This is a genomic window from Anaerococcus prevotii DSM 20548 (assembly GCF_000024105.1).
Lineage (GTDB): Bacteria > Bacillota > Clostridia > Tissierellales > Peptoniphilaceae > Anaerococcus > Anaerococcus prevotii.
The window spans coordinates 1,188,988-1,209,772 of sequence record NC_013171.1 but is presented as its reverse complement, the minus strand read 5'-3'; the positions used below and the strand labels follow the sequence as shown (position 1 = coordinate 1,209,772).

Sequence of the window (20,785 nt, the reverse complement as noted above, 5' to 3'; positions counted from 1 at the left end):
TATTTGATTTTTTTCGTCTATAATTAAATCAGACCTAGGGAATAAAATGAAGAGTAAATTAATTGAAATAAAAGACAAAAAAGATAAAGAAAAGATAGGAAACTTGGTCTTGGATGACCTTACAGATTGGTTTTCGATAGGTGAAAGTAGGAAAACTTATATAGAAGAATCACTCGATAAAAGATTCTTGGCGATTTTCCTTGATGATAAGCCAGTAGGATTTTTGGTAATGAAAGAGACAAGCAAGGATTGTGTGGAGATTTTTGTAATGGGTATTATGAAAAAATACCACAGGCTGGGCCTGGGGAAGCAATTAATCGAGGCCTTCGAGGACTTAGCTAGGACTTTATTTTTCTCTTATGCCCAGGTAAAGACTGTAAAGAGAGGAACCTACGAAGAATATGATAAGACCAATGACTTCTACAAGGCTATGGCCTACAAGGAGCTAGAGTGTTTGCCTGGACTGTGGGATGAGAACAATCCTTGCCAGCTCTATATTAAATATCTAGGCGAAAAATAAATTACAAGGGGACATCATGAACAAAACTATAATTAGTACTACTATAAAAACAGCCCTAGCTGCTAGCCTTTCCCTATCCTTGGCAAGCTTCCTGGGTCTTAACTATGCTTCTTCTGCAGCAATCATTACCATCCTCAATATATTTGAGACCAGAAAGGCAACACTTAAAGGAGGGGCCAAGAGGAGTCTTTCCGCAATCCTAGCCCTTATAATAGGAGGGCTTGTCTTTGAGCTCTTTTCCTATAAGACTTGGGCCTTCGGTATCTACTTACTCCTATTCGTGCCCCTATCTCTACTATTAAAAATCGAACTGGGACTTGGCCCATCAAGTGTAACCGTCACCCACTTGCTAAGTTATGGACAAATTAACCCTTCTATAATAAAAAATGAGCTGGCCCTCGTCCTTATAGGAACAGGCTTTGCCTTCTTGACCAACCTCTATGCACCAGAAAGTCAGGATGAGCTTAAAGAATGGATTTATAATATAGATAGGGACATCAAGGATATTCTAAACTTTTTCGGCAATACCCTAGTCAACCATCTGGACGTAGAAATATATGAAGATAAGATAAAAAAGCTAGAAGCGGATATAGGAAAGGCCATGGACCTTGCAATTGTCGAAAATGATAACAGAATCCATAATAGCAAGGATATCCTAAGAGACTTAAGCCACAGGCAAATAGAGATGGACCTTCTAAAAGAAATGTATGAGGACTTAAAGGAGATTCCAAGGTCCTATGACGAAGGTAAACTAATTTCCGACATAATAATCGATACAGGAGAAAAGCTCGGAGATGCGAACGAAATGATTAAGGTCAAGGAAAGGATAGAATATTTGAATAAGCACTTTAGGATGATAGACCTTCCTCAAACTCACGAAGACTTTGCCATTCGTTCGGCGATTTTTCAAGTTTTTAGAAGCCTTAGTGAATTTATAGACATTAGTATCGATCTAAATAAAATAAATAGGCTTTGATGATATTTTACAAATCTCAAGGGAAAACTTATACAATAAAAGAGAAGGCAGCAACTTAAGCTAGCCTTCTTTTCTTTACTTATTTTCATCTCCTAGGTGTCTTAACTTTTCTACTTGATCTTCTCTTCCTAGAACTATAAGCACATCGTTAGTCTCAAAGATGTAGTTTCCTGGAGGATTGAAGAACATTTTCTTATCTTTATTTCTCTTTATGGCAAGGACTATGAGGCCTGTTTTGTTAGGAATCTGGGCGGCTATGAGGTCCTTTTTTTCAAGATAAGAGCCTTTATTTACTATCACTTCCTCAAGGTCCATCTCTACATCTCCAACTTTTGTTACAACATCAAGGAAGGAGATAATATTTGGCTTAATCATAAGCGATGCAATTCTTTTGCCGCTGATTTCTATAGCAGACATAGTTTTATTTGCTCCAACTTTCATTAATTTTTGACTACCTGATTTAGAGGTCGAGTTAGCTATAATATAGATATCCTTGTTGAGGTGTCTTGCCGTTAGGACCGTTACAATATTATCAACTTCTGAAGGAAGGGCAGCTATGAGCCCCCTTGCCCTTGATATGCCTGCCTTTTCGAGGACTTCTTCCTCAGTAGCTTGGCCTTCTATGACCAAAATATCGTGATGACTGTAATCATCCAGGTCAGCCCTATCATCAGTAATCACAAGAAAATCTAAGCCTTCCTTGGTAAATTTATCTATAATCACATCTGCAAGCTCTCCTGACCCACATATTATATAATGCTCATCTAGAGCAGAAATCTTCTTATCCATCTTGCTTCCCTTCCATAAATCTACAAGCCTCCCCTCAACTAACATTGCCTCAACTGTGGTGAAGGCGTATCCTACAACACCAACGCCCAGAAAAATCATAAGTACAGAAAATAACTCCGAAAGTTCACTAGTAGTTCCGACCTCTCCGAAACCCACAGTCGATATGGTAATAACTGTCATATACAAGGCATCCACAAGACTTACCTTAAGTAGAATCATATAGCCAAGGGTGCCGAGTATTAGTAAAAGTGCAAATACAACAAAAATAAATTTAAGCTTCCTCTTATCCTCCATAAGCCCTCCTGATAATTTGATTATAGCTTAAATTAATAGAAAAAGCTATAGGATAAAGTTCTTAATATCTAATAGATTAAATTTAAAAGTATTGTCTTTATTGCAGTAAATAAGTTGTTATAGAGTTAATTCCATAGGAATAACAGGGAAATAATTGATTTATATTTAAATTGTCAAAAATTTATAAAATACCCTAATAATTTATCAAAATAAATAGATTATATATGAAATATCAGTATAATGAAAGTATGAATATATGAATTAACACACTAAATATATAGTGAGGAATGGAGATAATTATGAATCACAAGAAAAACAAATTCGTAATACCATTGTCCAACGAATCAATAAAGAAAGCTCTACTTGGAGCTTCAATTATTGTTGGTGGATTTGGACTATTAGGAAATTCGAACACTGTTTATGCAGACACTAATACGCCCCAAACAGAGATTGTAAATGACAATCAAAGTCAAGATGGCAACCTAGATTCTGCAAGTAAAGAAGACGAAAACACCCATAGCGAAAGTGCGGGAGATAATAAAGAAACTAAGGGAGATTATAAAGAAGAAGCTCAAGAGGAAGAAGATAAAAAAGAAGAAGGAAAGCAAACTCCATTAATAAATGATGCAAATGGTGAGCAAGCAAAACCTGAATTTGGTCAAGATAGAACACCAACAGCCCAAGGAGCTGGGGAAACAGAGACTAAAAAAGATATACACAATCAAAGCGCAGATGACCCAAACTATGGTGAAGATGAAGGAAAAATAAAGGACTACGATGGATCTGAACGTTATAAACAAACAGACCTCCAACCAGGAGATCCAAATCAGACTCAATATAAAACTGATGAGAAGAAAGTAAAAGATGGTTTTAAATTCGAATTTAAAAACCCATCTTCAACATCACCAAGTAAGACTGAATATGGTTATCAAATCACCATAGACAAAAAGACCGGCCAAAGAACCTATACTAAGGTTTATGTAACTGATTCTGGTAATTTACCTGTTGATACAGGCGAAAAACCAATGATTGGTCAGGGAGATAAGTTAACACCTGAATCTCCTGGTATAACCTACAAGCCGGATGAAAATACAGAAATTACGGCTGCCAGGACACAAAGAAATTTGAACTATGAGGCCAGTGAAGAAACCTTAAAGCACATCAATAGCAAGGACAATCCTTCTACTTCCTTTGGTTTTAAGGATAATTATACTCAAGATAATCCAAAAGTTAAATTTTTTGGAGCTCAAGGTTTCGCTCTTGGCTACAAGGTCAACCCATGGCCAAATGAAAATGATAAGCTAGAGCAATTAAAATTAAATGGTAAGTATGATAAAAAGGTCTTTGTACAAGGCCAAGATATAGACACCGGAATCAAGGTAGACAATATCGATGAGAGTGCTAAGGAAAGACTAGTAGGCCAAGTTTATAACCCTATTACAGGGAAAATTGTTCCGGGAGCAAGTGCCTATATTAAAAACGGAACTATCCATATCCAGATGCCAGAAGGCGCCCTAAAGAAGGATAAATCTGGCAAGACTGTCATCAATGAAGATTCTATATTCAATACGCCTGACTATAAGGCTCTTCAAAACCTAGATGTTAAATTCTTTGCCCGTCCAAGAACAGCTGATGAATTTAAAAAGATAGCGGAAACACCAGATGAATTTGGTGAAAAAGGAACTTATGTAGGAACAGGTGCAGGATCTGCTACCATTAATCACAATGGAAAAGATGTCACCATCGATAAGCAAGGCATAGACCGCTACGACCACTACAACCTCATAGGTAACTTCAAATTAAACCTAGATGACACAAGATACTATGACCAAAGATTCGAAGATGGTAATGGAGATGATACTTCTAAGGTGACCTCATCAGCAGTAAAACCAGGCAAGCCCTTTAAAGTAGGAATTGTAGAACCTGAAAATCCAGGAGAAACTGACAAGTCTGCTGAAGAAATGAATGAGGCTGAAAATAAGGGAGAAGCTTCTGGTAGGCTAATCATGGACTTCATCAATAAGGCAAATGAAGGCAAGGCACCAGAAGACCAGTGGAAGGTTGATCTAAAGGATGGAGATATTTCAAACTTTACCATAACACCACCAAAATCAGCCAAGGCGGGTGACTTTATAGCTATCCCTATAGAATATACCTACACAAACGGGTCAAAAGATGTCCACTGGTTCCACTTTGTAGTCCAAGAGTCAACCTACATCAGACCGGAATACGATGCTCAAGTAAACTTCCCAGTAAATGAACAAACATCAGAGGCAAAAGTAGCACAAGATACTAAGAGAATTTCACCGGACCACTATACGCTTCCGGATACTCTAGAAACTGACGAAGCTGGTAACAAGCTAGCTACAGATGATAAGGGAAATAAATGGACTGTAAAAGTTGATGAAAAAACAGGTAAGGTTAGTGCGAAACCAGTGGACCCTACAGCCTTTGACGGTGGAGAAAAACTTACAGTACCTGTAGTTGCTCACTATGTAGATGAACAAAAACCACGAGAGGACGTAACCGAAGAAGTAAATGCCTACTTCGTAATCGAAGAAAAGGCTAATATGACTCCTCGCTACAATGCTAAGGCTGGTAAGGAAGGAGACACCCTTTCTTCAGATGTAATCCTAAATGAAGAAGATAGATACAACAGAAGACCAGGCAAGTTTACCCTAGACTCAAAAACATACACAGATGATAAGGGCAATACTTGGAATGTTTCAATCGATGAAACAACTGGTAAGGTAACTGCTACTGTACCAAACGCAGAAGAAGGTAAGTCAATTGACGGCGCCCTACTAAATGTACCGGTAACAGCCCACTACTATGAAGAAGACGCAGAAGGCAATAAGGTTGAAGCAGGAACAAAGACAACAGAAGTTCAATTCGTGGCCTATGGTACAAATGGAAAAGTAGAAAAAACTCTAGAAATTCCTTTCGAAACCAAGGTAGAAAAAGATCCTACACTCAAAAAAGGTGAGATAAAAGTTATCACTGAAGGTAAAAAGGGATCTAAGAAGGTAACTTACACTATTAAGGATTCCAAGATTGACGATACAAAGACTAAAGAAGAGGTTATAGAAAAAGCTGAAGACAGAGTAATCCACGTTGGAGAAGGCGTAAATGATGGCACTCACAAAATCGAAGAAAAAGTTGAAATAGGATTTGAAACTGAAATCCAATTTGATGACAGCCTTGCTCCAGGTGAAACTAAAGAAGTTCAAAAAGGCGAAGCTGGAGAAAAGAAGAGAGATATTACTCTTACAATTGAAGATGGCAATGTAACAAAAACTGAAACAGGTGAATTTACTGAAACTAAGGCTCCTACAAAGAGAATTATAAAAGTAGGTAGAAATACCGAAGGCAAGGTAGAACACAAGGAAGAACTACCATTCAAATATAAGGTTGAAGAAGTAGACGACCTTAAGAAGGGTGAGTACAGAATTGCAAAACCAGGTAAGGTTGGTACAAAGACTACAACTTGGACAATTAAAAATTCTAAAGTAGATGGCGAACCAACTGTCACAGAAGATCCAGCAGAAGACGCACTTATCCAAGTAGGTAAGGGAACTAACGATGGTACTCACGAAGTAAAAGAAAAGAAAAATATAGATTATAAGACAATAATCGAATACGATGAGAACCTAGATGCAGGCCAACAAGAAGTTGTTAAAGAAGGAAATCCAGGAGAACAAGAAAGAACGAACACGCTTGTAATCAAGGATGGTCAAGTAACAGAAACTAAAGAAGGCGAATTCAAGACAACTAAAGAAGCAACTGACAGAGTTGTAAAAATCGGTACAAAACCAGTAACAAAAGTTGTAGAAAAACCATTCAACACAGAATATGTTTATGACGAAAACCTCGAATCTGGAAAAACTGAAGAAGTGACCCCAGGTAAAAATGGAAAGGTAACCATCACAACATCTTATGACAAGGACCAAAAGAAAGTTGTAACTTCTGAAAAAGAAGAAAAAGGTCAAAACAGAGTTGTAAAAATCGGTGGAAAGACTAACGGAACTGAAAAAGTTAAGGAAGAAATTCCATTTGAAGTAGAAGTTAGAAAAGACCCAAGCCTAAAGAAGGGCGAATGGAAATACGCCAAAGATGATGAAGGCAATGAATTAAAGGGAGAAAAGGGAGAGCAAGAAAGAACCCTTACAATAGAAAACTCTAAGGTAATAAATACTTCTGAGCCAACAGTAACTAAGAAAGCTAAAAATGCGGTAATCTTAGTTGGAGAAGGTACAAATGACGGTACTCACAAAATAGTTGAAAAGAAAGAACTTCCTTTCGAAACTAGATACGAATACGATGACTCATTAGAACCAGGTGAAGAAAAAGTTGTAACTCCAGGTTCTCCAGGAGAACAAGAAAGAACAAATACCCTTGTAATTAAAGATGGAAAAGTTGTAGAAACTAAAGAAGGCGAATTTAAGACTACTAAAAAGCCTCAAGAAAGATTAATCAAAATCGGTAGAAAACCATCTGAGGGTGAAACTACAAAGACTATCGAAAGAGAAATTCCTTACGAAACTAAGGTAATCTATGACGAAAACCTTGAAGCTGGCTTCCAAAAGATTGAAAACGAAGGAAAACCAGGCAAGGAAGAAGTAACCATTACCCAAAAAATCAAGGACTCTAAACCAGTTGGAGAAGCCACAGAAACTACAAAGACTATCACAGAAAAAGAAGATAGGGTAGTTAGAATCGGTTTGAAACCAGTTGAAAAAATTGTAGAACTTGGTAATGATACAGAGTACAGACACAATCCAGAGCTTAAGGCTGGTGAAGAAAAAGTCATCGAAGAAGGTTCTAAGGGATCTGTAAAATACACCACTACTTTCAACAAGGAAACAGGTAAGCTTGAAGTTACTGAAGAAAGAGTTGAACCAAAGAACAAGGTCGTAGAATATGGATCTAAGACTGATGGCGAGTTCACTTACGAAAGTGAAAAAGCTTACGACATCATAATTAGAGAAAATCCAAATCTTGAAGCTGGAAAAACTAATGTAATCCAAGAAGGTAAGCCAGGTAAGACTGAAACTACTGTTAAGATAGAAAACTCTAAAGAAGTTGATAGAACTACTAAGACAATCACAGAAAAACAAGATAAGATTATAGAAATCGGAACTAAGAATGTATGTGAAATCCCACCAGTAGATTCAGACCCAAGTAAACCAGGTGAAAAAGAAGACCCAAGTAAACCAGGTGAAAAGGAAGACCCAAGTAAGCCAGGTGAAAAAGAAGACCCAAGTAAACCAGGTGAAAAGGAAGACCCAAGTAAGCCAGGTGAAAAAGAAGACCCAAGTAAACCAGGTGAAAAGGAAGACCCAAGTAAGCCAGGTGAAAAGGAAGACCCAAGTAAACCAGGTGAAAAGGAAGACCCAAGTAAGCCAGGTGAAAAAGAAGACCCAAGTAAACCAGGTGAAAAGGAAGACCCAAGTAAACCAGGTGAAAAAGAAGAACCAGGAAAACCAGGTGAAACACCTGAACAACCAGGAAAACCAGGTGATCCAGAGATCCCAGGAGAAAATACAGAAAAACCTGAAGATCCAACAGATCCAAAACCAAACAAACCAGGAAAACCTAATGAGCCAGGAAATCCTGAAAAGCCTGAAGATCCAAAACCAGAGAAGCCAGAAAGTCCTGACAAAACTGAGACCCCTGACAAGTCTAAAAATCCTAAGAAGGACGAAGGCGTAAGAATTGACTTTGCTTCAAAGAAGTCTGAGAAAGCTAAAGAAGCACAAAAAGATAATAAATCAAATCGTGCTCCAAAAACAGGCGTTAGCGGTACAAGTGGAGTGCTCGTAAGCTTGTTCGGCGCTGCATCAGCCCTCTTTGCAACAAAGAAAAAGAAGAAAAAATAAGAATAGCTTATTATCAAATCGTATCGGCGAAAGTTATGCTTTTGCTGGTGCGATTTTTTATATTATAAATCGTTAAATAGAATTTCCTAGAAGAAAGTAATTTGTGATATAATTATTATAATCAAAAATAAGGAGGATCATATGGAGTGGGATATAGCAACCGTATTTTTCCTTGCGATTATTTTGGCCCTTACTGTCTTTAGGGCTAAGTTTAAGGGAGATATAGGAGAGCTTGCAGTAGCTTATATGCTAAAGGACTTAGATAAGGAAAAATATAGGATTATCCATGATATTAAGCTTAAAAATATGGGAGGCAGTACTAGCACAACCCAGATAGACCATATAGTTATTTCTATTTACGGAATATTTGTCATAGAGACAAAGGCCTACAAGGGTAAGATTTACGGTAAGGAGAAGTCCCGCACCTGGAGTCAATACTTATACAATCAGAAAAATAATTTTATGAATCCAATTTTCCAAAACTACGCTCACATAAGGGCAATCGAAAGTATCTTAGAAGATTCATATCCAGAAATGACCTATCATTCGATAATAGCCTTTTCTGGAGAGGCCAATATTGACTCAATCGAAGTGACCAAGGCTAAGGTCTGCAAAATAAGATATGTAAGTGAAGCAATCAAAGATCTTTCGACAGAAGAAGTCATTGGCAAAGAAGATATAGGAAGGATAATAGAAATCCTAGAGAAGAACAAATCCCACCAGACCGACTTCGTCCATACGAGAGAGATTAAGAAAATCAAAAAGGAAAATGAAGAGAAGATAAAAGCAAATATCTGCCCAAAATGCGGAGGGAAACTAGTCGAAAGAGAAGGAAAATACGGGAAATTCATAGGATGTTCTAACTTTCCTAAGTGTAGGTTTGTGGTAAGTCAGAATAAAAAATCGTGAATATATGACCTATATAAATAGTGTAACATTCATAGTTAGGGTAAATCACATAAATTATCAAATTAAACAAAGGATAGATTATGAAAATAGAGTCAATAGCAAGCCCAAGGCTTATTATCAGAAGTTTTGTGAAAGAAGACGCCTATTGGGCTTATCAAATATGGAATGATCCCGAGATGGGAGAGTACCTCCCAGATGAATCCAAAGAAGGTGTAGATTTGGCATATATAAAAGAGCTTGAAGAATTAGAAAATGATCCGGATTGCACCTACCTTATCCCAATATCTAAAGAGACTAAGAAAAGAGTAGGCACTTGTAGTTTTCTTTTAACAGATGGGGGACATACATACGATATTGCTTGTTGTGTCCATAAGTCCCCATGGAATAAGGGCTATGCTACAGAAATTGACAGGGCTCTTATATCATACGCTAGAGAAAAGGGAGCAAGAAAAGTAAGTATTATTGTAAATCAAGACAATATGGCATCAAGACGTGTTGCAGAAAAATGTGCTGGAAAGATTGTAAGTGAAGATACCTTCATAAAAAAAGGAAGTAGAGAAGTAAAAGACCTATAAATATGAGATTAAACTATGAGATACATGAAGAAAGCGACGAGGATAGTATGAATTTAGCTAAATTGGCTAAGAAGATTTGAGATAGCGATGATCTCATAGAATTGAAGAAGGATTATAGATATGATTCAAAATAAAAAAGGGGGACTACTTTTATCTTGTATTTAAAAGACTTGCCTGTGGCCTTTCCAAGCTTTTTTTTAAGATATGATTATTTTGGAAGAACTGATTTTTATCCTGTAGGATATTTGGAAAGAATATTTGTAAAATAAGGCTTTCGTAAGAGATCTTACGGTAAAAATACTAAGAAAATATAAGAGGTTTCATATGACTTTATTTAAAAATGAATTTCCGATTTTAGAATTTGATGATAGGAAGGATGCAGTTATCAATCCCAATCATGAAGACCTTGACCTAAAGCTTCCTAGAAAATGTGTCTACGCCTTTCTATCTAACCATATAGATGAATATGCGGCAAATAATAAGGCTATCAAGGTTTCTGAGTTTGTATCGGCTACCAAGGTATATCCAGTCTATGTAATAGACTATAAGGGAGAGAAAGTGACTCTTGCCCAGGCTCCAGTAGGTTCAGCGGCGGCCGCCCAATTCATGGACTGGCTTATATCCTACGGGGTAAGGGAGATTATATCTGCTGGAACTTGCGGAGCCCTAGTCGATATAGATGAGGGAGTCTTCCTTATTCCAACAAGGGCCCTAAGGGATGAGGGAGCAAGCTACCACTACATGGCTCCTTCTAGATTTGTTGAGATAGATAGGAGGGCGATTTCTTCTATAAGATCAGCTTTGTTTGAAAGAGGGATTTCATATGTAGAAACTACAACTTGGACTACAGACGGATTTTATAGAGAGACTAAAGATTTTGTCAAATATAGGATAGAAGAAGGATGCCAAGTTGTGGAGATGGAGTGCGCCTCCCTTGCTGCTGTGGCAAGTTTTAGAGATGTGATTTGGGGCGAGATTCTCTTTACTGCGGATACTCTATCTGACCCCCATAATTATGACCAGAGAAACTGGGCCGAGGATTCTTTCGCCTTTGCCCTAGAGCTTTGTTTGGATTCTGTGATTAATATTGGGAAGAAATAAAAATTATCGCTTTAGCGATTTTATTTTACATACAGGGCAAACTCTATTATAATAGTAGATGTAAATTAATGATCTATGGGAGCTATATGCTGAGAGGAAGTTTTGACTTCGACCATCTTACCGGTCAGGATAATGCCTGCGAGGGATGAAGCATTTTTTCTCCTATAAATTTTTAGGAGGTTTTTTTAATTTATGAAGTATAAGACACAGATGGAAGCTGCAAAGAATGGTTTTGTAACTGAAGAGATGAAGATTGTTGCCAAGAAGGAAAATGTTAGCGAAGAATTCTTGCTAGAGAAAATAGCCAAGGGCGAAATTGTTATTCCTAGAAACAAGAACCACAATTCAATTTCTCCAGAAGGTATTGGAACAGGCCTTAGGACTAAGATTAATGTAAACTTGGGTATTTCTAAGGACATCAATGACCTTGATCTTGAGATGCAAAAGGTAGATATGGCCCTTGATATGGGAGCTGAATCTATAATGGACCTTTCAAACTATGGAAAGACTCAAGAGTTTAGGAAAAGACTTATAGAAAAATCTACAGCAATGATTGGAACTGTACCAATGTATGATGCGGTAGGATTTTTAGATAAGGGGCTTAGCTTTATCAAGGCCCAAGAGTTCCTTGACGTTGTTAGAAACCATGCGGAAAACGGCGTAGATTTTGTAACAATCCATTGTGGAATTAATAGAGCAAATGCTGAGATTTTTATGAGAAATAGAAGGGTTAACGAGATTGTTTCCCGTGGTGGATCCTTGTTATTTGGATGGATGATGATGAATGATGCTGAAAATCCTTTCTATGAATATTATGATGAACTTTTGGATATTTTAAGAGAATATGACGTAACCTTATCACTGGGAGATTCACTAAGACCAGGAGGCATCCACGATGCAACAGATCCTGCCCAAATAGCTGAGCTAATCACCCTAGGTGAGCTTACCAAAAGGGCCTGGGAGAAGGACGTTCAAGTAATTATCGAAGGACCAGGCCATGTTCCAATAAACGACATAGAAATGAATATGAAGCTTGAGAAGAAACTCTGTCACAACGCACCATTCTATGTATTAGGACCTTTAGTTTGTGATGTGGCGCCAGGTTATGATCATATCACAAGCGCAATCGGTGGAGCAATTGCTGCAAGTCATGGGGCAGACTTCTTATGTTATGTGACACCAGCAGAGCATTTGAGACTTCCTGATGTAGAAGATGTGCGTGAGGGAATAGTCGCAGCCAAAATTGCAGCTCATGCTGGAGATATCGCTAAGCTAAAGGATGCTAGAAAATGGGACCTTGAGATGAGTAAGAGAAGACAAAAACTCGACTGGGAGGGGATGTTTGAACTTGCCATAGATCCAGAAAAGTGTAGAGCCTATAGGGCGGCTTCAGCTCCAGAAGAGGAAGATACCTGTACTATGTGCGGGGCAATGTGTTCTGCAAGAAATATGAATCTTATCCTTGAAGGTAAGGATATTGTCCTATAAAGATTGTATCCATTAATTGAAAAGTATATAATAAGATGGAATAGATAGCTTAGGGAGCTTTGCTAGATCAGCCGACATAATTAGACAGGAGGCTCGATGAGGTATAGGCCCCTAGCTTTTAATTTGTGGAGGCATTGTGGTGGAAAAAGAAAAAATATATTGGCCGAATTTCATCTTACTTTTAAGTGTGACCTTTATGGCAATCATCTCAGAGCTTATTCCTTCGGGGATTTTGCCAGAACTTACAGAGGGTCTAAGGATTAGCGAAACTCAGGCCGGAAATCTCTTGGGCTTTTATGCTATAGCGAGTGCAATTTTTTCGATTCCTCTTATATCTGCTACGGTTGGATTTTCTAGGAAGAAATTGCTCCTGGCTCTTCTTATGGGCTTTGCCCTAGGCAATTTCCTTGTGGGAATTTCCACTACATATGGCATCGCTCTTCTTGGGAGGATGATAGGAGGAATTTGTGCAGGGATTCTTTGGCCCATGGTTGCATCTTTTGGGATGAAGTTAACTGATAAGGCCCACAAGGGTTTTGCCGTCGCCTTTATCATGAGTGGGACGACCTTTGGTATGAGCCTGGGCCTTCCGATTTTTACTGCAATAGGTAGAAATATTTCTTGGAGAGCAGAGTTTTTTGCTGTTTCACTCGTTATTTTCCTTATAGGAATCCTTATATATTTTATCCTACCAGAAGTTAGCGGTGAGATTCGTGATAGGACGAACTCCCCTTTTACCTTGATTAGAAACAAGGGCGTGCTCATAGTAATGCTTCTTACTTCCCTTGCAGCCATTGCAAACTACGGGGTTTACACTTATACCACAAACCTAATAAGGGCTATCGATTACACAAGAGGAATTGGCTTTGCTCAAGTTTTGTTTGGTCTTGGCTCTATTATTTCTGTCATTATTGCAGCAAAGGTAATTGACAGGCACATCAGATCTCTTACTATTTTTATGTTCGGATCAGCTCTTTTGTCCCTAATCATATTTGCTTTTTTCGCAAGTTATAGCCTCTTTTGTGATATGGCCTTTTTACTTCGGGGAATAGGATTTGGGGCCTTGGTTAGCCTATTTCAAACAGCGGTAGCTAGGCAGGTTAGGGAAAATGCATCGGCTGTAGCCACATCCCTCCAGTCAGCAAGCTTTAACTTCTCTATAATGCTTGCAAGTTCCCTTGCGGGGAGCCTTCTTACAAATTATTCTGTTAAATTTATGCTTAGCTTTATGTGTCTGGTCCTTGTAGTTGGCATATTTGTAGCGTTTTTATCAAAGAAAACTTTATATTAATGGAGGTTATATGAAGAAAAAATTTATCAATGCAAAGATTTATGGTTATGAAGATGCGAGAGAAATTCTCGTAGAAGATGGTTGTTTTAAGGAATTTGGCAATAAGCTAGAGGCTTGTGATGAAGTAATCGATCTAGATGGAAGGCTTGTAATCCCACCTTATGTAGATAGTCACCTTCATCTTGATTATTATATGATTGGCAAGACCGATGAGGTAAAGAATGAATCGGGAACTCTTTTTGAGGCGATTGACCTATGGAATGACTTCAAGAAGGGCTCAAGCAAGGAAGAGATGAAGGAAAGAATCTATGGGGCTGTAGAAGAATGTCTATCCCACGGAACTCAATATATCAGAGCCCAAACCGATTGTACAGATCCTAATCTTACAGGAATTAAAGCAGCCCTTGAGGTTCGTGATGAATTGAAGGATAAGGTCACAATCCAAGTCGTAGCCTTCCCACAAAATGGTATGTATTCATATGAGGAAGAAGGAAAGACAGGTAGAGATCTTGTAGAAGAAGCCCTAAAGCTTGGTTGTGAAGTAGTCGGAGGCATCCCTCACAACGAATGGTCAAGGGATTTAGGAGAAAAATCCATCAAAGAAATCGTAAGGCTTGCCGTAAAATACGATAGGCTAATAGATGTACACTGTGACGAGACAGATGACGTGATGGCAAGATTTGTCGAAGTACTCAATGCGGAGGCTATGATAAATAAAATAGGGGAAAAGACTACAGCAAGCCATACCTGCTCTTTTGGGTCTGCGGATGATTCCTATGCCTTTAGGATGATGGGCTTATTTAGAAAATCTAAGCTTAACTTCATAGCCCTTCCTACAGAAAACGCATTTTTGCAAGGTAGACAAGACTCTTATCCAAAACGTAGGGGACTTACCAGAGTTTTGGAATTTGTAGATAATGGAATCAATGTTTGCTTTGCCCAAGACTCCATAGTAGACTTATGGTATCCTGCTGGCAACGGTAATCTCATTAATATCCTAGACAATGGAATTCACCTAAGCCAACTTATGAGAGAAAAGGACTTCGAAAAAGACTTCGATCTTGTTACCTACAATGGGGCAAGGACCATGCACATAGAAGACGATTACGGTTTTGATCCAGGAAAGCCTGCCAACTTTATAGTTTTGGATGCAGAAAATGAATTTGAAGCTATAAGAAACAGGGCCGAGTGTTTGGCATCAGTACGTGAGGGAGAATTCCTATTCAAAAAGGCCAAAAGAGAATATGATGTGAAACTAAATATAAGATAAATTGATGGGGCTGTTGCAAAACTATTAATAATCATCGTACCATCTTTAGAAGTTTCTATTAGGAAATTTTACCTCCCATTGCCGGTGGGCCAATCATAGCCTGCCGGCTGATGGAGGCTATTAGCCCGTCGGCTTAGTGAGACTTTCCGTGGAGGTTCTTCTAACGATAACGGTACGATTTATTCATTCAGCAACAGCCCCTTTCTAATATTTTCTAGATAAATTTAATAATTATAAAATAATATCCCTTAAAAATTTATAATTCAATGGTATATTCATGGTGGAAGCCGATTCTAATTTTAAGTATTTGCGAGTGCGAAAGGAAGTAATGATGAAGACTGATATTGAAATAGCGAAGGAAGCCCAACTAAAAGACATCGATGAGATCTGTAAGGATTTGGGGATCGATGATTATGAGAAATACGGAAATTACAAGGCTAAACTGCCGTTAGCCTATGCGGGTAAGATGAAGAAAGACTCTAAGCTAATCCTTGTTACTGCAACAAATCCAACCCCAAGTGGAGAAGGAAAAACTACCCTAAACATAGGCCTATCCATGGCCTTAAATAAAATCGGCAAGAAGGCAATTTCTGTCCTAAGAGAGCCATCTATGGGACCTTCCTTCGGAAGAAAGGGAGGAGCTGCTGGTGGAGGCTACAGCCAAGTTCTCCCAATGGATGAGATCAACCTACATTTTACAGGAGACTTCCACGCCATAACTAGTGCGGTAAATCTTGTTGCTGCTATTTTGGATAATCATATCTACCAGGGGAACGAAAAAAGAATAGATCCAAAAAGAATCGTCTGGAGAAGGTGTGTCGACCTAAACGACAGGGCCCTAAGAAATGTAGTGATAGGACTAGGCAATAGGACAGATGGTGTAAGTCGTGAGGATAAATTTGATATAACAGTTGCTACAGAGATGATGGCAGTTTTATGTCTTGCTACAAGCATCGAAGACTTTAGAGAAAAAGTAAGCAAGATGATCGTAGCCTACGACTATGACAATAATCCTGTAACAGTCGATGATATCAAGGCAACGGGATCTGTCGCTGTAGTTATGAAGGAAGCCCTTAAGCCAAACCTAGTTCAAACAATAGAGCATACCCCAGCCCTAATCCATGGAGGACCTTTCGCAAATATTGCCCACGGTTGTAACTCCCTCCTTGCGACAAAAACCGGCCTTGGCATAGCAGATTATGTAGTAACAGAAGCAGGTTTCGGGGCAGACCTTGGAGCCGAGAAGTTTAACGATATCAAATGCAGGCTAGGAGGACTCACTCCTTCCGCAAGTGTAATAGTAACATCAATAAGAAGTCTAAAATATCACGCTGGAGTTGACTTTGAAAACTTGAAGGAAGAAAATCTAGAAAAACTTGAACTAGGTTTTAAGAACCTCAAGATCCATATAGAAAATATGAGAAAATTCGGTAAAAATATAATCGTCGCTATCAACAAGTTCGATACCGACACCGACAAGGAAATAGAACTCGTAAAGAAGATGACAGAAAAGCTTGGAGTAAAGGCAGTCGAGACAAGTGTCTTTACTGATGGTGGAGCAGGTGGAAAAGAGCTTGCCCAAAATCTAGTTGAGCTTTGTGAAAATGACAATGACTTTAACTACCTCTATGACCTAGACCAAGGTGTAAAGGAAAAAATAGAGACTATAGCTAAGGAAATCTATAGGGCGAAGGGTGTAGTTTATAGCAAAAAGTGCGAGAAGGATATCAAAAAAATCGAAGACTTAGGCTATCAAAACCTACCAATTTGTGTAGCCAAAACACCTTATTCCCTATCAGATGATGGAAATATCAATATCACAGAAGACGACTACGATATAACGATTAGAGAAATTAGGATCAATGCTGGAGCAGGATTTTTGGTTGCCTACACTGGAAATATTTTGACCATGCCGGGACTTCCAAAGGCTGCTAATGCCTATAAAATTGATTTAGATGAAAATAACGAAGTAGTTGGATTGTTCTAATTGTTTACCTTTTCATAATAATTTAGGCTAGAAATTTCAGAAAAAAATCACTTGAAAAACTTGCAAAATTTGTTATATTATTTATAATATAGATATACAAAAATTTAGGGAAGATGGAGGGTGCTATGAAAAACAAATGTCTAACAAACAAAACATTTACTATAAAATTCATTTCTATTAGCGTGATTAACTCTATCTTTGCCTACATCAAAAAGTTGAGATTTACAATTGAATTTCTTTGCCCTGCACTAAGAGGACCCTGTTTAGGGTTCTCTTTTTATGTGTGTAGATAAGTGATATAGGAGAAGATAGACTAATGAGCGGTGTAGTAGGTATAAAAACTAAAGTAGGAAAAACACAGAAATTATTTTATTCACTAAGTTCAATTCAGCATAGGGGCCAGGATGCTTCTGGAATTATCTTATCGACTGGAGAAAACTTAAGAAGAATAAGAGGTCTAGGACTTGTCAATGAAATTTTTGCTGATGAGAATCTTAAAGATAGCAAGGGCGAATACGGTCTAGGCCATGTGAGAAGTGCTCCAGAAGGATGTAACCAAGACTATAATGTCGAACCCTTGGTAAGCTTTGCTAAAGGAAATGAATTTTCCTTAGCTCATGATGGAAATCTTGTAAATTATAAAACATTAAAGAAAAAAGAAGAAGAAATGGGCATGGCCTTTCATACATATACAGATAGCGAGCTGATCCTCCTTCTGATTACTAGGTACTTTGAGGGTGATATAGTAAAGGCCATAAGGCGAGCCATGGAAGATATAAGGGGAGCCTATTCATGTGTCCTATGCATGCCGGATAAGATCGTAGGCTTTAGGGACTATAACGGGATAAGGCCCTTGATGATAGGCTTTGATGATGAGACTACGATTATAGCAAGTGAGAATTGCTCTATAGAAATTCTTGATATTGAAAATTATAGGGACATAGAGGCAGGGGAGATTGTAGTTTGCGATAAGGACGGGATTAAGTCCTACAAGGAAGACAGTAAGGTAGATTGCAAGCATTGTATCTTCGAATATATCTACACAGCAAGGCCTGACGCCAACATCGAAGGAACTAATGCCTATATGTTTAGGAGAAGGAGTGGGGAGAAGCTTTACGACCAGGCTCCGATAGAGGCAGATCTAGTCTGTCCCGTGCCAGATTCTGGCACTCCTTCAGCTATAGGATTTGCCCAAAGATCAGGTATTCCCTTTGCAGCAGGCCTTGTAAGGAATAGATATATGGGTAGGACCTTCATAAAATCAGACCAAAAGGAAAGGGAACTTTCTGTAAGGCTTAAGCTAAATCCACAAAAGTCGGTCCTTAAGGATAAAAGAATTGTTCTCGTAGATGATTCCATAGTAAGGGGGACTACCAGTGCCAAGCTTATACAAAGGATAAGAAAAGCTGGGGCTAGGGAAGTTCACCTAAGAGTCACCTCGCCTCCTTTTACTAATCCTTGTTACTACGGAGTGGACACTCCAGATAAGAGTAAGCTAATAGCGGCAAATCTTTCGATAGAGGAGATAAATAAGAAAATAGGAGCAGATAGTTTGGAATTTCTAAGCCTTGAGAATATGATGGAGCTTACAAATGATCCTTGTGATTATTGTAAGGCGTGTTTTACAGGAGATTATCCAGTAAGGAGGGAAGAGAAGTGAGGCTTGCAGTATTTATTTCAGGAACGGGATCGAACTTAAAGGCTCTTATAGATGCGGAAAAGGAAAATTATTTCGATAGCCAGATTAAATTAGTAGTCTCAAACAAAGACGCAAAGGGGCTCTCTTTTGCCAGAGAAGAAGGTATTTCATATATCATAAGCAAAGATGACGAAGAAATCCTAGAAGAGCTAAAAGATAAAAATATAGACCTCATAGTTCTTGCAGGATATTTGCCAAAAGTTACTAAAAATATTATAGATAAATATAAGATAATCAATATCCACCCTTCACTCTTACCCAAGTATGGAGGTAAGGGATTTTATGGAATGAATGTTCACAAGGCAGTATTTGAAAACAAGGAAAAGATAAGTGGAGTAAGTGTTCATTATGTAAATGAAAACTTGGATGATGGAGATATTATTCTTCAAAGACAAGTTGACATAAGTAAGTGCGAAAGTGCTGAAGAAATTGCAAAGACGGTCCTAGAAGTAGAGCATAAGAGCTTGAAAGAAGTAATCAAACAATTGGAGGAATTAAATTGAGAGCTTTACTATCAGTTACTGACAAGACAGGAATAGAAAAACTAGCCAAAGACCTTAGGGACTTGGGAGTAAGTTTGGTTTCAACAGGAGGCACCTACAAAAAGATCAAAGATAGCGGAGTAGATGTATCAGAGATTGAGGAAATAACAAACTTTCCAGAAATACTAGAAGGAAGGGTAAAGACCCTATCTCCTTATGTACATGGAGGAATTCTTTATAAGAGGGATGAAGCTAGTCATGTTTCAACTGTAGAAGAGTTGGGGATAAAGGCAATTGATATAGTAGTTGTAAATTTATACGAATTCCAAAAGGCCCTTGATAAGGGAAATCCAGAAGAGATAATCGAAAATATCGACATCGGTGGCCCATCCATGGTTAGGTCTGCTGCCAAAAACCATAAAGATGTCTTAATTGTAACAGATCCAAGTGATTATGATGAACTAATCGAAAGACTTAAAAACGATGATATAGACCTAGCTTATAGGCAAAGACTTGCTATGAAGGCCTTTAGCCTTACAGCATTCTACGATTCAGTAATAGCAAGGTACTTCACAAAACTTACTGGAGAAGAATCTAAATATAAGACCTACGGCTTTGAGAAAGAAACAGATTTACGTTATGGGGAAAATCCAGGACAAGAGGCAAGTTTATACAATGATCCATTTGTCACAGGACTTATGGAAGATATAGAAGTAATTCACGGCAAGGAAATGAGTTATAACAACTACAATGATCTAAACCCAGCCCTAGAGCTTGCCCAAGAGCTAGGAGATAATGCAGTAGTTGCTCTTAAACACCAATCACCATGCGGGGTTGCTGTAGGAAGTGATGTCTATGATTCATACATTAAGGCCTTCGAGTGCGACAGCCAATCAATATTTGGAGGAATCCTTGCAGTAAATGGAGTAGTTGATGAGAAAGCAGCTTCGAAAATGCATGAAATATTCCTAGAAATAATAGCAGCAAAAGACTTTACAAAAGAGGCTCTAGAAATTCTTACAAAGAAGAAAAATCTAAGGCTCGTTAAAGTCGACTTTGCTAATGAAAGTGTAAGAGAAGAAATCAGATATCTTAATGGAAAAGTCCTAATTCAAGGAAAAGACTTCGGCAAGGACGAAGTAAATATAGTAACTGACAAAAAGCCTAGTGAAGAAGAAATCAAAGACCTCTTATTTGCCCAAAAGGTGGTAAAATATGTCAAATCAAATGCCATTGTAGTAGCCAAGGGAATGAAGACCCTAGGTTGTGGGGCAGGTCAACAATCTAGAGTTTGGGCGCTTGAATCTATCAAAGATCACTTTAAGGATAGGGACTTTGAGGGAGCAGTCCTTGGATCAGATGCCTTCTTCCCATTTTCAGATACAGTAGAGCTTGCCCACGAGATGGGAATTAGCTCAATCATCCAACCAGGTGGATCAATAAGAGACGAAGACTCAATCGATAAATGTAATGAATATGGTATGAGCATGGTATTTAGCAAATCACGTCACTTCAAACATTAAGG

14 protein-coding genes are annotated in these 20,785 nt (G+C 38.3%); 13 read left to right on the top strand and 1 reads right to left on the bottom strand.

The window, feature by feature from the left end; genetic code table 11:
* Positions 1-46 precede the first annotated feature (46 nt).
* Both APRE_RS05715 and APRE_RS05710 read left to right on the top strand, forming a co-directional pair.
* Positions 47-520: a GNAT family N-acetyltransferase gene (locus APRE_RS05715; protein WP_015778051.1), complete on the top strand. Its 474-nt coding sequence runs from the start codon at positions 47-49 to the stop codon at positions 518-520.
* Positions 521-536: 16 nt separating this feature from the next.
* On the top strand, positions 537-1,496 hold the full coding sequence (locus APRE_RS05710; RefSeq protein WP_015778050.1) for an aromatic acid exporter family protein: 960 nt from the start codon (positions 537-539) through the stop codon (positions 1,494-1,496).
* Between the two features lie 75 nt (positions 1,497-1,571).
* Here APRE_RS05710 and APRE_RS05705 read toward each other — a convergent pair whose 3' ends face one another.
* Positions 1,572-2,579 carry a potassium channel family protein gene (locus APRE_RS05705; RefSeq protein ID WP_015778049.1) on the bottom strand — a complete coding sequence of 336 codons (1,008 nt, stop codon included), beginning with the start codon at positions 2,577-2,579 and terminating at the stop codon, positions 1,572-1,574.
* Between the two features lie 299 nt (positions 2,580-2,878).
* Between APRE_RS05705 and APRE_RS05700 the strand changes: the two genes are divergently transcribed.
* From APRE_RS05700 to purH, 11 genes are all read left to right on the top strand, one after another.
* Positions 2,879-8,458 carry a G5 domain-containing protein gene (locus APRE_RS05700; protein WP_015778048.1) on the top strand — a complete coding sequence of 1,860 codons (5,580 nt, stop codon included), beginning with the start codon at positions 2,879-2,881 and terminating at the stop codon, positions 8,456-8,458.
* Positions 8,459-8,599: 141 nt separating this feature from the next.
* Positions 8,600-9,367 (top strand): NERD domain-containing protein, encoded by a 768-nt coding sequence (locus tag APRE_RS05695; RefSeq protein ID WP_015778047.1) that lies wholly within the window; start codon positions 8,600-8,602, stop codon positions 9,365-9,367.
* Positions 9,368-9,447: 80 nt separating this feature from the next.
* The gene (locus tag APRE_RS05690) at positions 9,448-9,942 is read left to right on the top strand and encodes a GNAT family N-acetyltransferase (RefSeq protein ID WP_015778046.1); all 495 of its coding nucleotides are present in this window, start codon (positions 9,448-9,450) and stop codon (positions 9,940-9,942) included.
* A 324-nt stretch (positions 9,943-10,266) separates the two neighbouring features.
* Positions 10,267-11,043 (top strand): nucleoside phosphorylase, encoded by a 777-nt coding sequence (locus tag APRE_RS05685; protein WP_015778045.1) that lies wholly within the window; start codon positions 10,267-10,269, stop codon positions 11,041-11,043.
* A 192-nt stretch (positions 11,044-11,235) separates the two neighbouring features.
* Positions 11,236-12,531, top strand: coding sequence for a phosphomethylpyrimidine synthase ThiC (gene thiC, locus APRE_RS05680; protein WP_015778044.1), 1,296 nt, complete (start codon positions 11,236-11,238; stop codon positions 12,529-12,531).
* A 136-nt stretch (positions 12,532-12,667) separates the two neighbouring features.
* Positions 12,668-13,822 (top strand): MFS transporter, encoded by a 1,155-nt coding sequence (locus tag APRE_RS05675; RefSeq protein ID WP_245941919.1) that lies wholly within the window; start codon positions 12,668-12,670, stop codon positions 13,820-13,822.
* Positions 13,823-13,832: 10 nt separating this feature from the next.
* Positions 13,833-15,092 (top strand): amidohydrolase family protein, encoded by a 1,260-nt coding sequence (locus APRE_RS05670; protein ID WP_015778042.1) that lies wholly within the window; start codon positions 13,833-13,835, stop codon positions 15,090-15,092.
* 331 nt (positions 15,093-15,423) lie between these two features.
* On the top strand, positions 15,424-17,079 hold the full coding sequence (locus tag APRE_RS05665) for a formate--tetrahydrofolate ligase (RefSeq protein ID WP_015778041.1): 1,656 nt from the start codon (positions 15,424-15,426) through the stop codon (positions 17,077-17,079).
* A gap of 316 nt (positions 17,080-17,395) precedes the next feature.
* Positions 17,396-18,739 carry an amidophosphoribosyltransferase gene (gene purF, locus APRE_RS05660; protein ID WP_015778040.1) on the top strand — a complete coding sequence of 448 codons (1,344 nt, stop codon included), beginning with the start codon at positions 17,396-17,398 and terminating at the stop codon, positions 18,737-18,739.
* The gene (purN, locus tag APRE_RS05655) at positions 18,736-19,281 is read left to right on the top strand and encodes a phosphoribosylglycinamide formyltransferase (protein WP_015778039.1); all 546 of its coding nucleotides are present in this window, start codon (positions 18,736-18,738) and stop codon (positions 19,279-19,281) included. The genes purF and purN overlap by 4 nt, the downstream gene beginning before the upstream one ends.
* On the top strand, positions 19,278-20,783 hold the full coding sequence (purH, locus tag APRE_RS05650; RefSeq protein ID WP_015778038.1) for a bifunctional phosphoribosylaminoimidazolecarboxamide formyltransferase/IMP cyclohydrolase: 1,506 nt from the start codon (positions 19,278-19,280) through the stop codon (positions 20,781-20,783). Before purN ends, purH begins: the two co-directional genes overlap by 4 nt.
* The last annotated feature ends 2 nt before the right edge of the window (positions 20,784-20,785 follow it).

Excerpts from the sequence above, each read along its gene's own strand:
- APRE_RS05715 (WP_015778051.1), top strand. The coding sequence starts at position 47 with ATGAAGAGTAAATTAATTGAAATAAAAGACAAAAAAGATAAAGAAAAG.
- APRE_RS05710 (WP_015778050.1), top strand. The coding sequence starts at position 537 with ATGAACAAAACTATAATTAGTACTACTATAAAAACAGCCCTAGCTGCT.
- APRE_RS05705 (WP_015778049.1), bottom strand. The coding sequence starts at position 2,579 with ATGGAGGATAAGAGGAAGCTTAAATTTATTTTTGTTGTATTTGCACTT.
- APRE_RS05700 (WP_015778048.1), top strand. The coding sequence starts at position 2,879 with ATGAATCACAAGAAAAACAAATTCGTAATACCATTGTCCAACGAATCA.
- APRE_RS05695 (WP_015778047.1), top strand. The coding sequence starts at position 8,600 with ATGGAGTGGGATATAGCAACCGTATTTTTCCTTGCGATTATTTTGGCC.
- APRE_RS05690 (WP_015778046.1), top strand. The coding sequence starts at position 9,448 with ATGAAAATAGAGTCAATAGCAAGCCCAAGGCTTATTATCAGAAGTTTT.
- APRE_RS05685 (WP_015778045.1), top strand. The coding sequence starts at position 10,267 with ATGACTTTATTTAAAAATGAATTTCCGATTTTAGAATTTGATGATAGG.
- thiC (WP_015778044.1), top strand. The coding sequence starts at position 11,236 with ATGAAGTATAAGACACAGATGGAAGCTGCAAAGAATGGTTTTGTAACT.
- APRE_RS05670 (WP_015778042.1), top strand. The coding sequence starts at position 13,833 with ATGAAGAAAAAATTTATCAATGCAAAGATTTATGGTTATGAAGATGCG.
- APRE_RS05665 (WP_015778041.1), top strand. The coding sequence starts at position 15,424 with ATGAAGACTGATATTGAAATAGCGAAGGAAGCCCAACTAAAAGACATC.
- purF (WP_015778040.1), top strand. The coding sequence starts at position 17,396 with ATGAGCGGTGTAGTAGGTATAAAAACTAAAGTAGGAAAAACACAGAAA.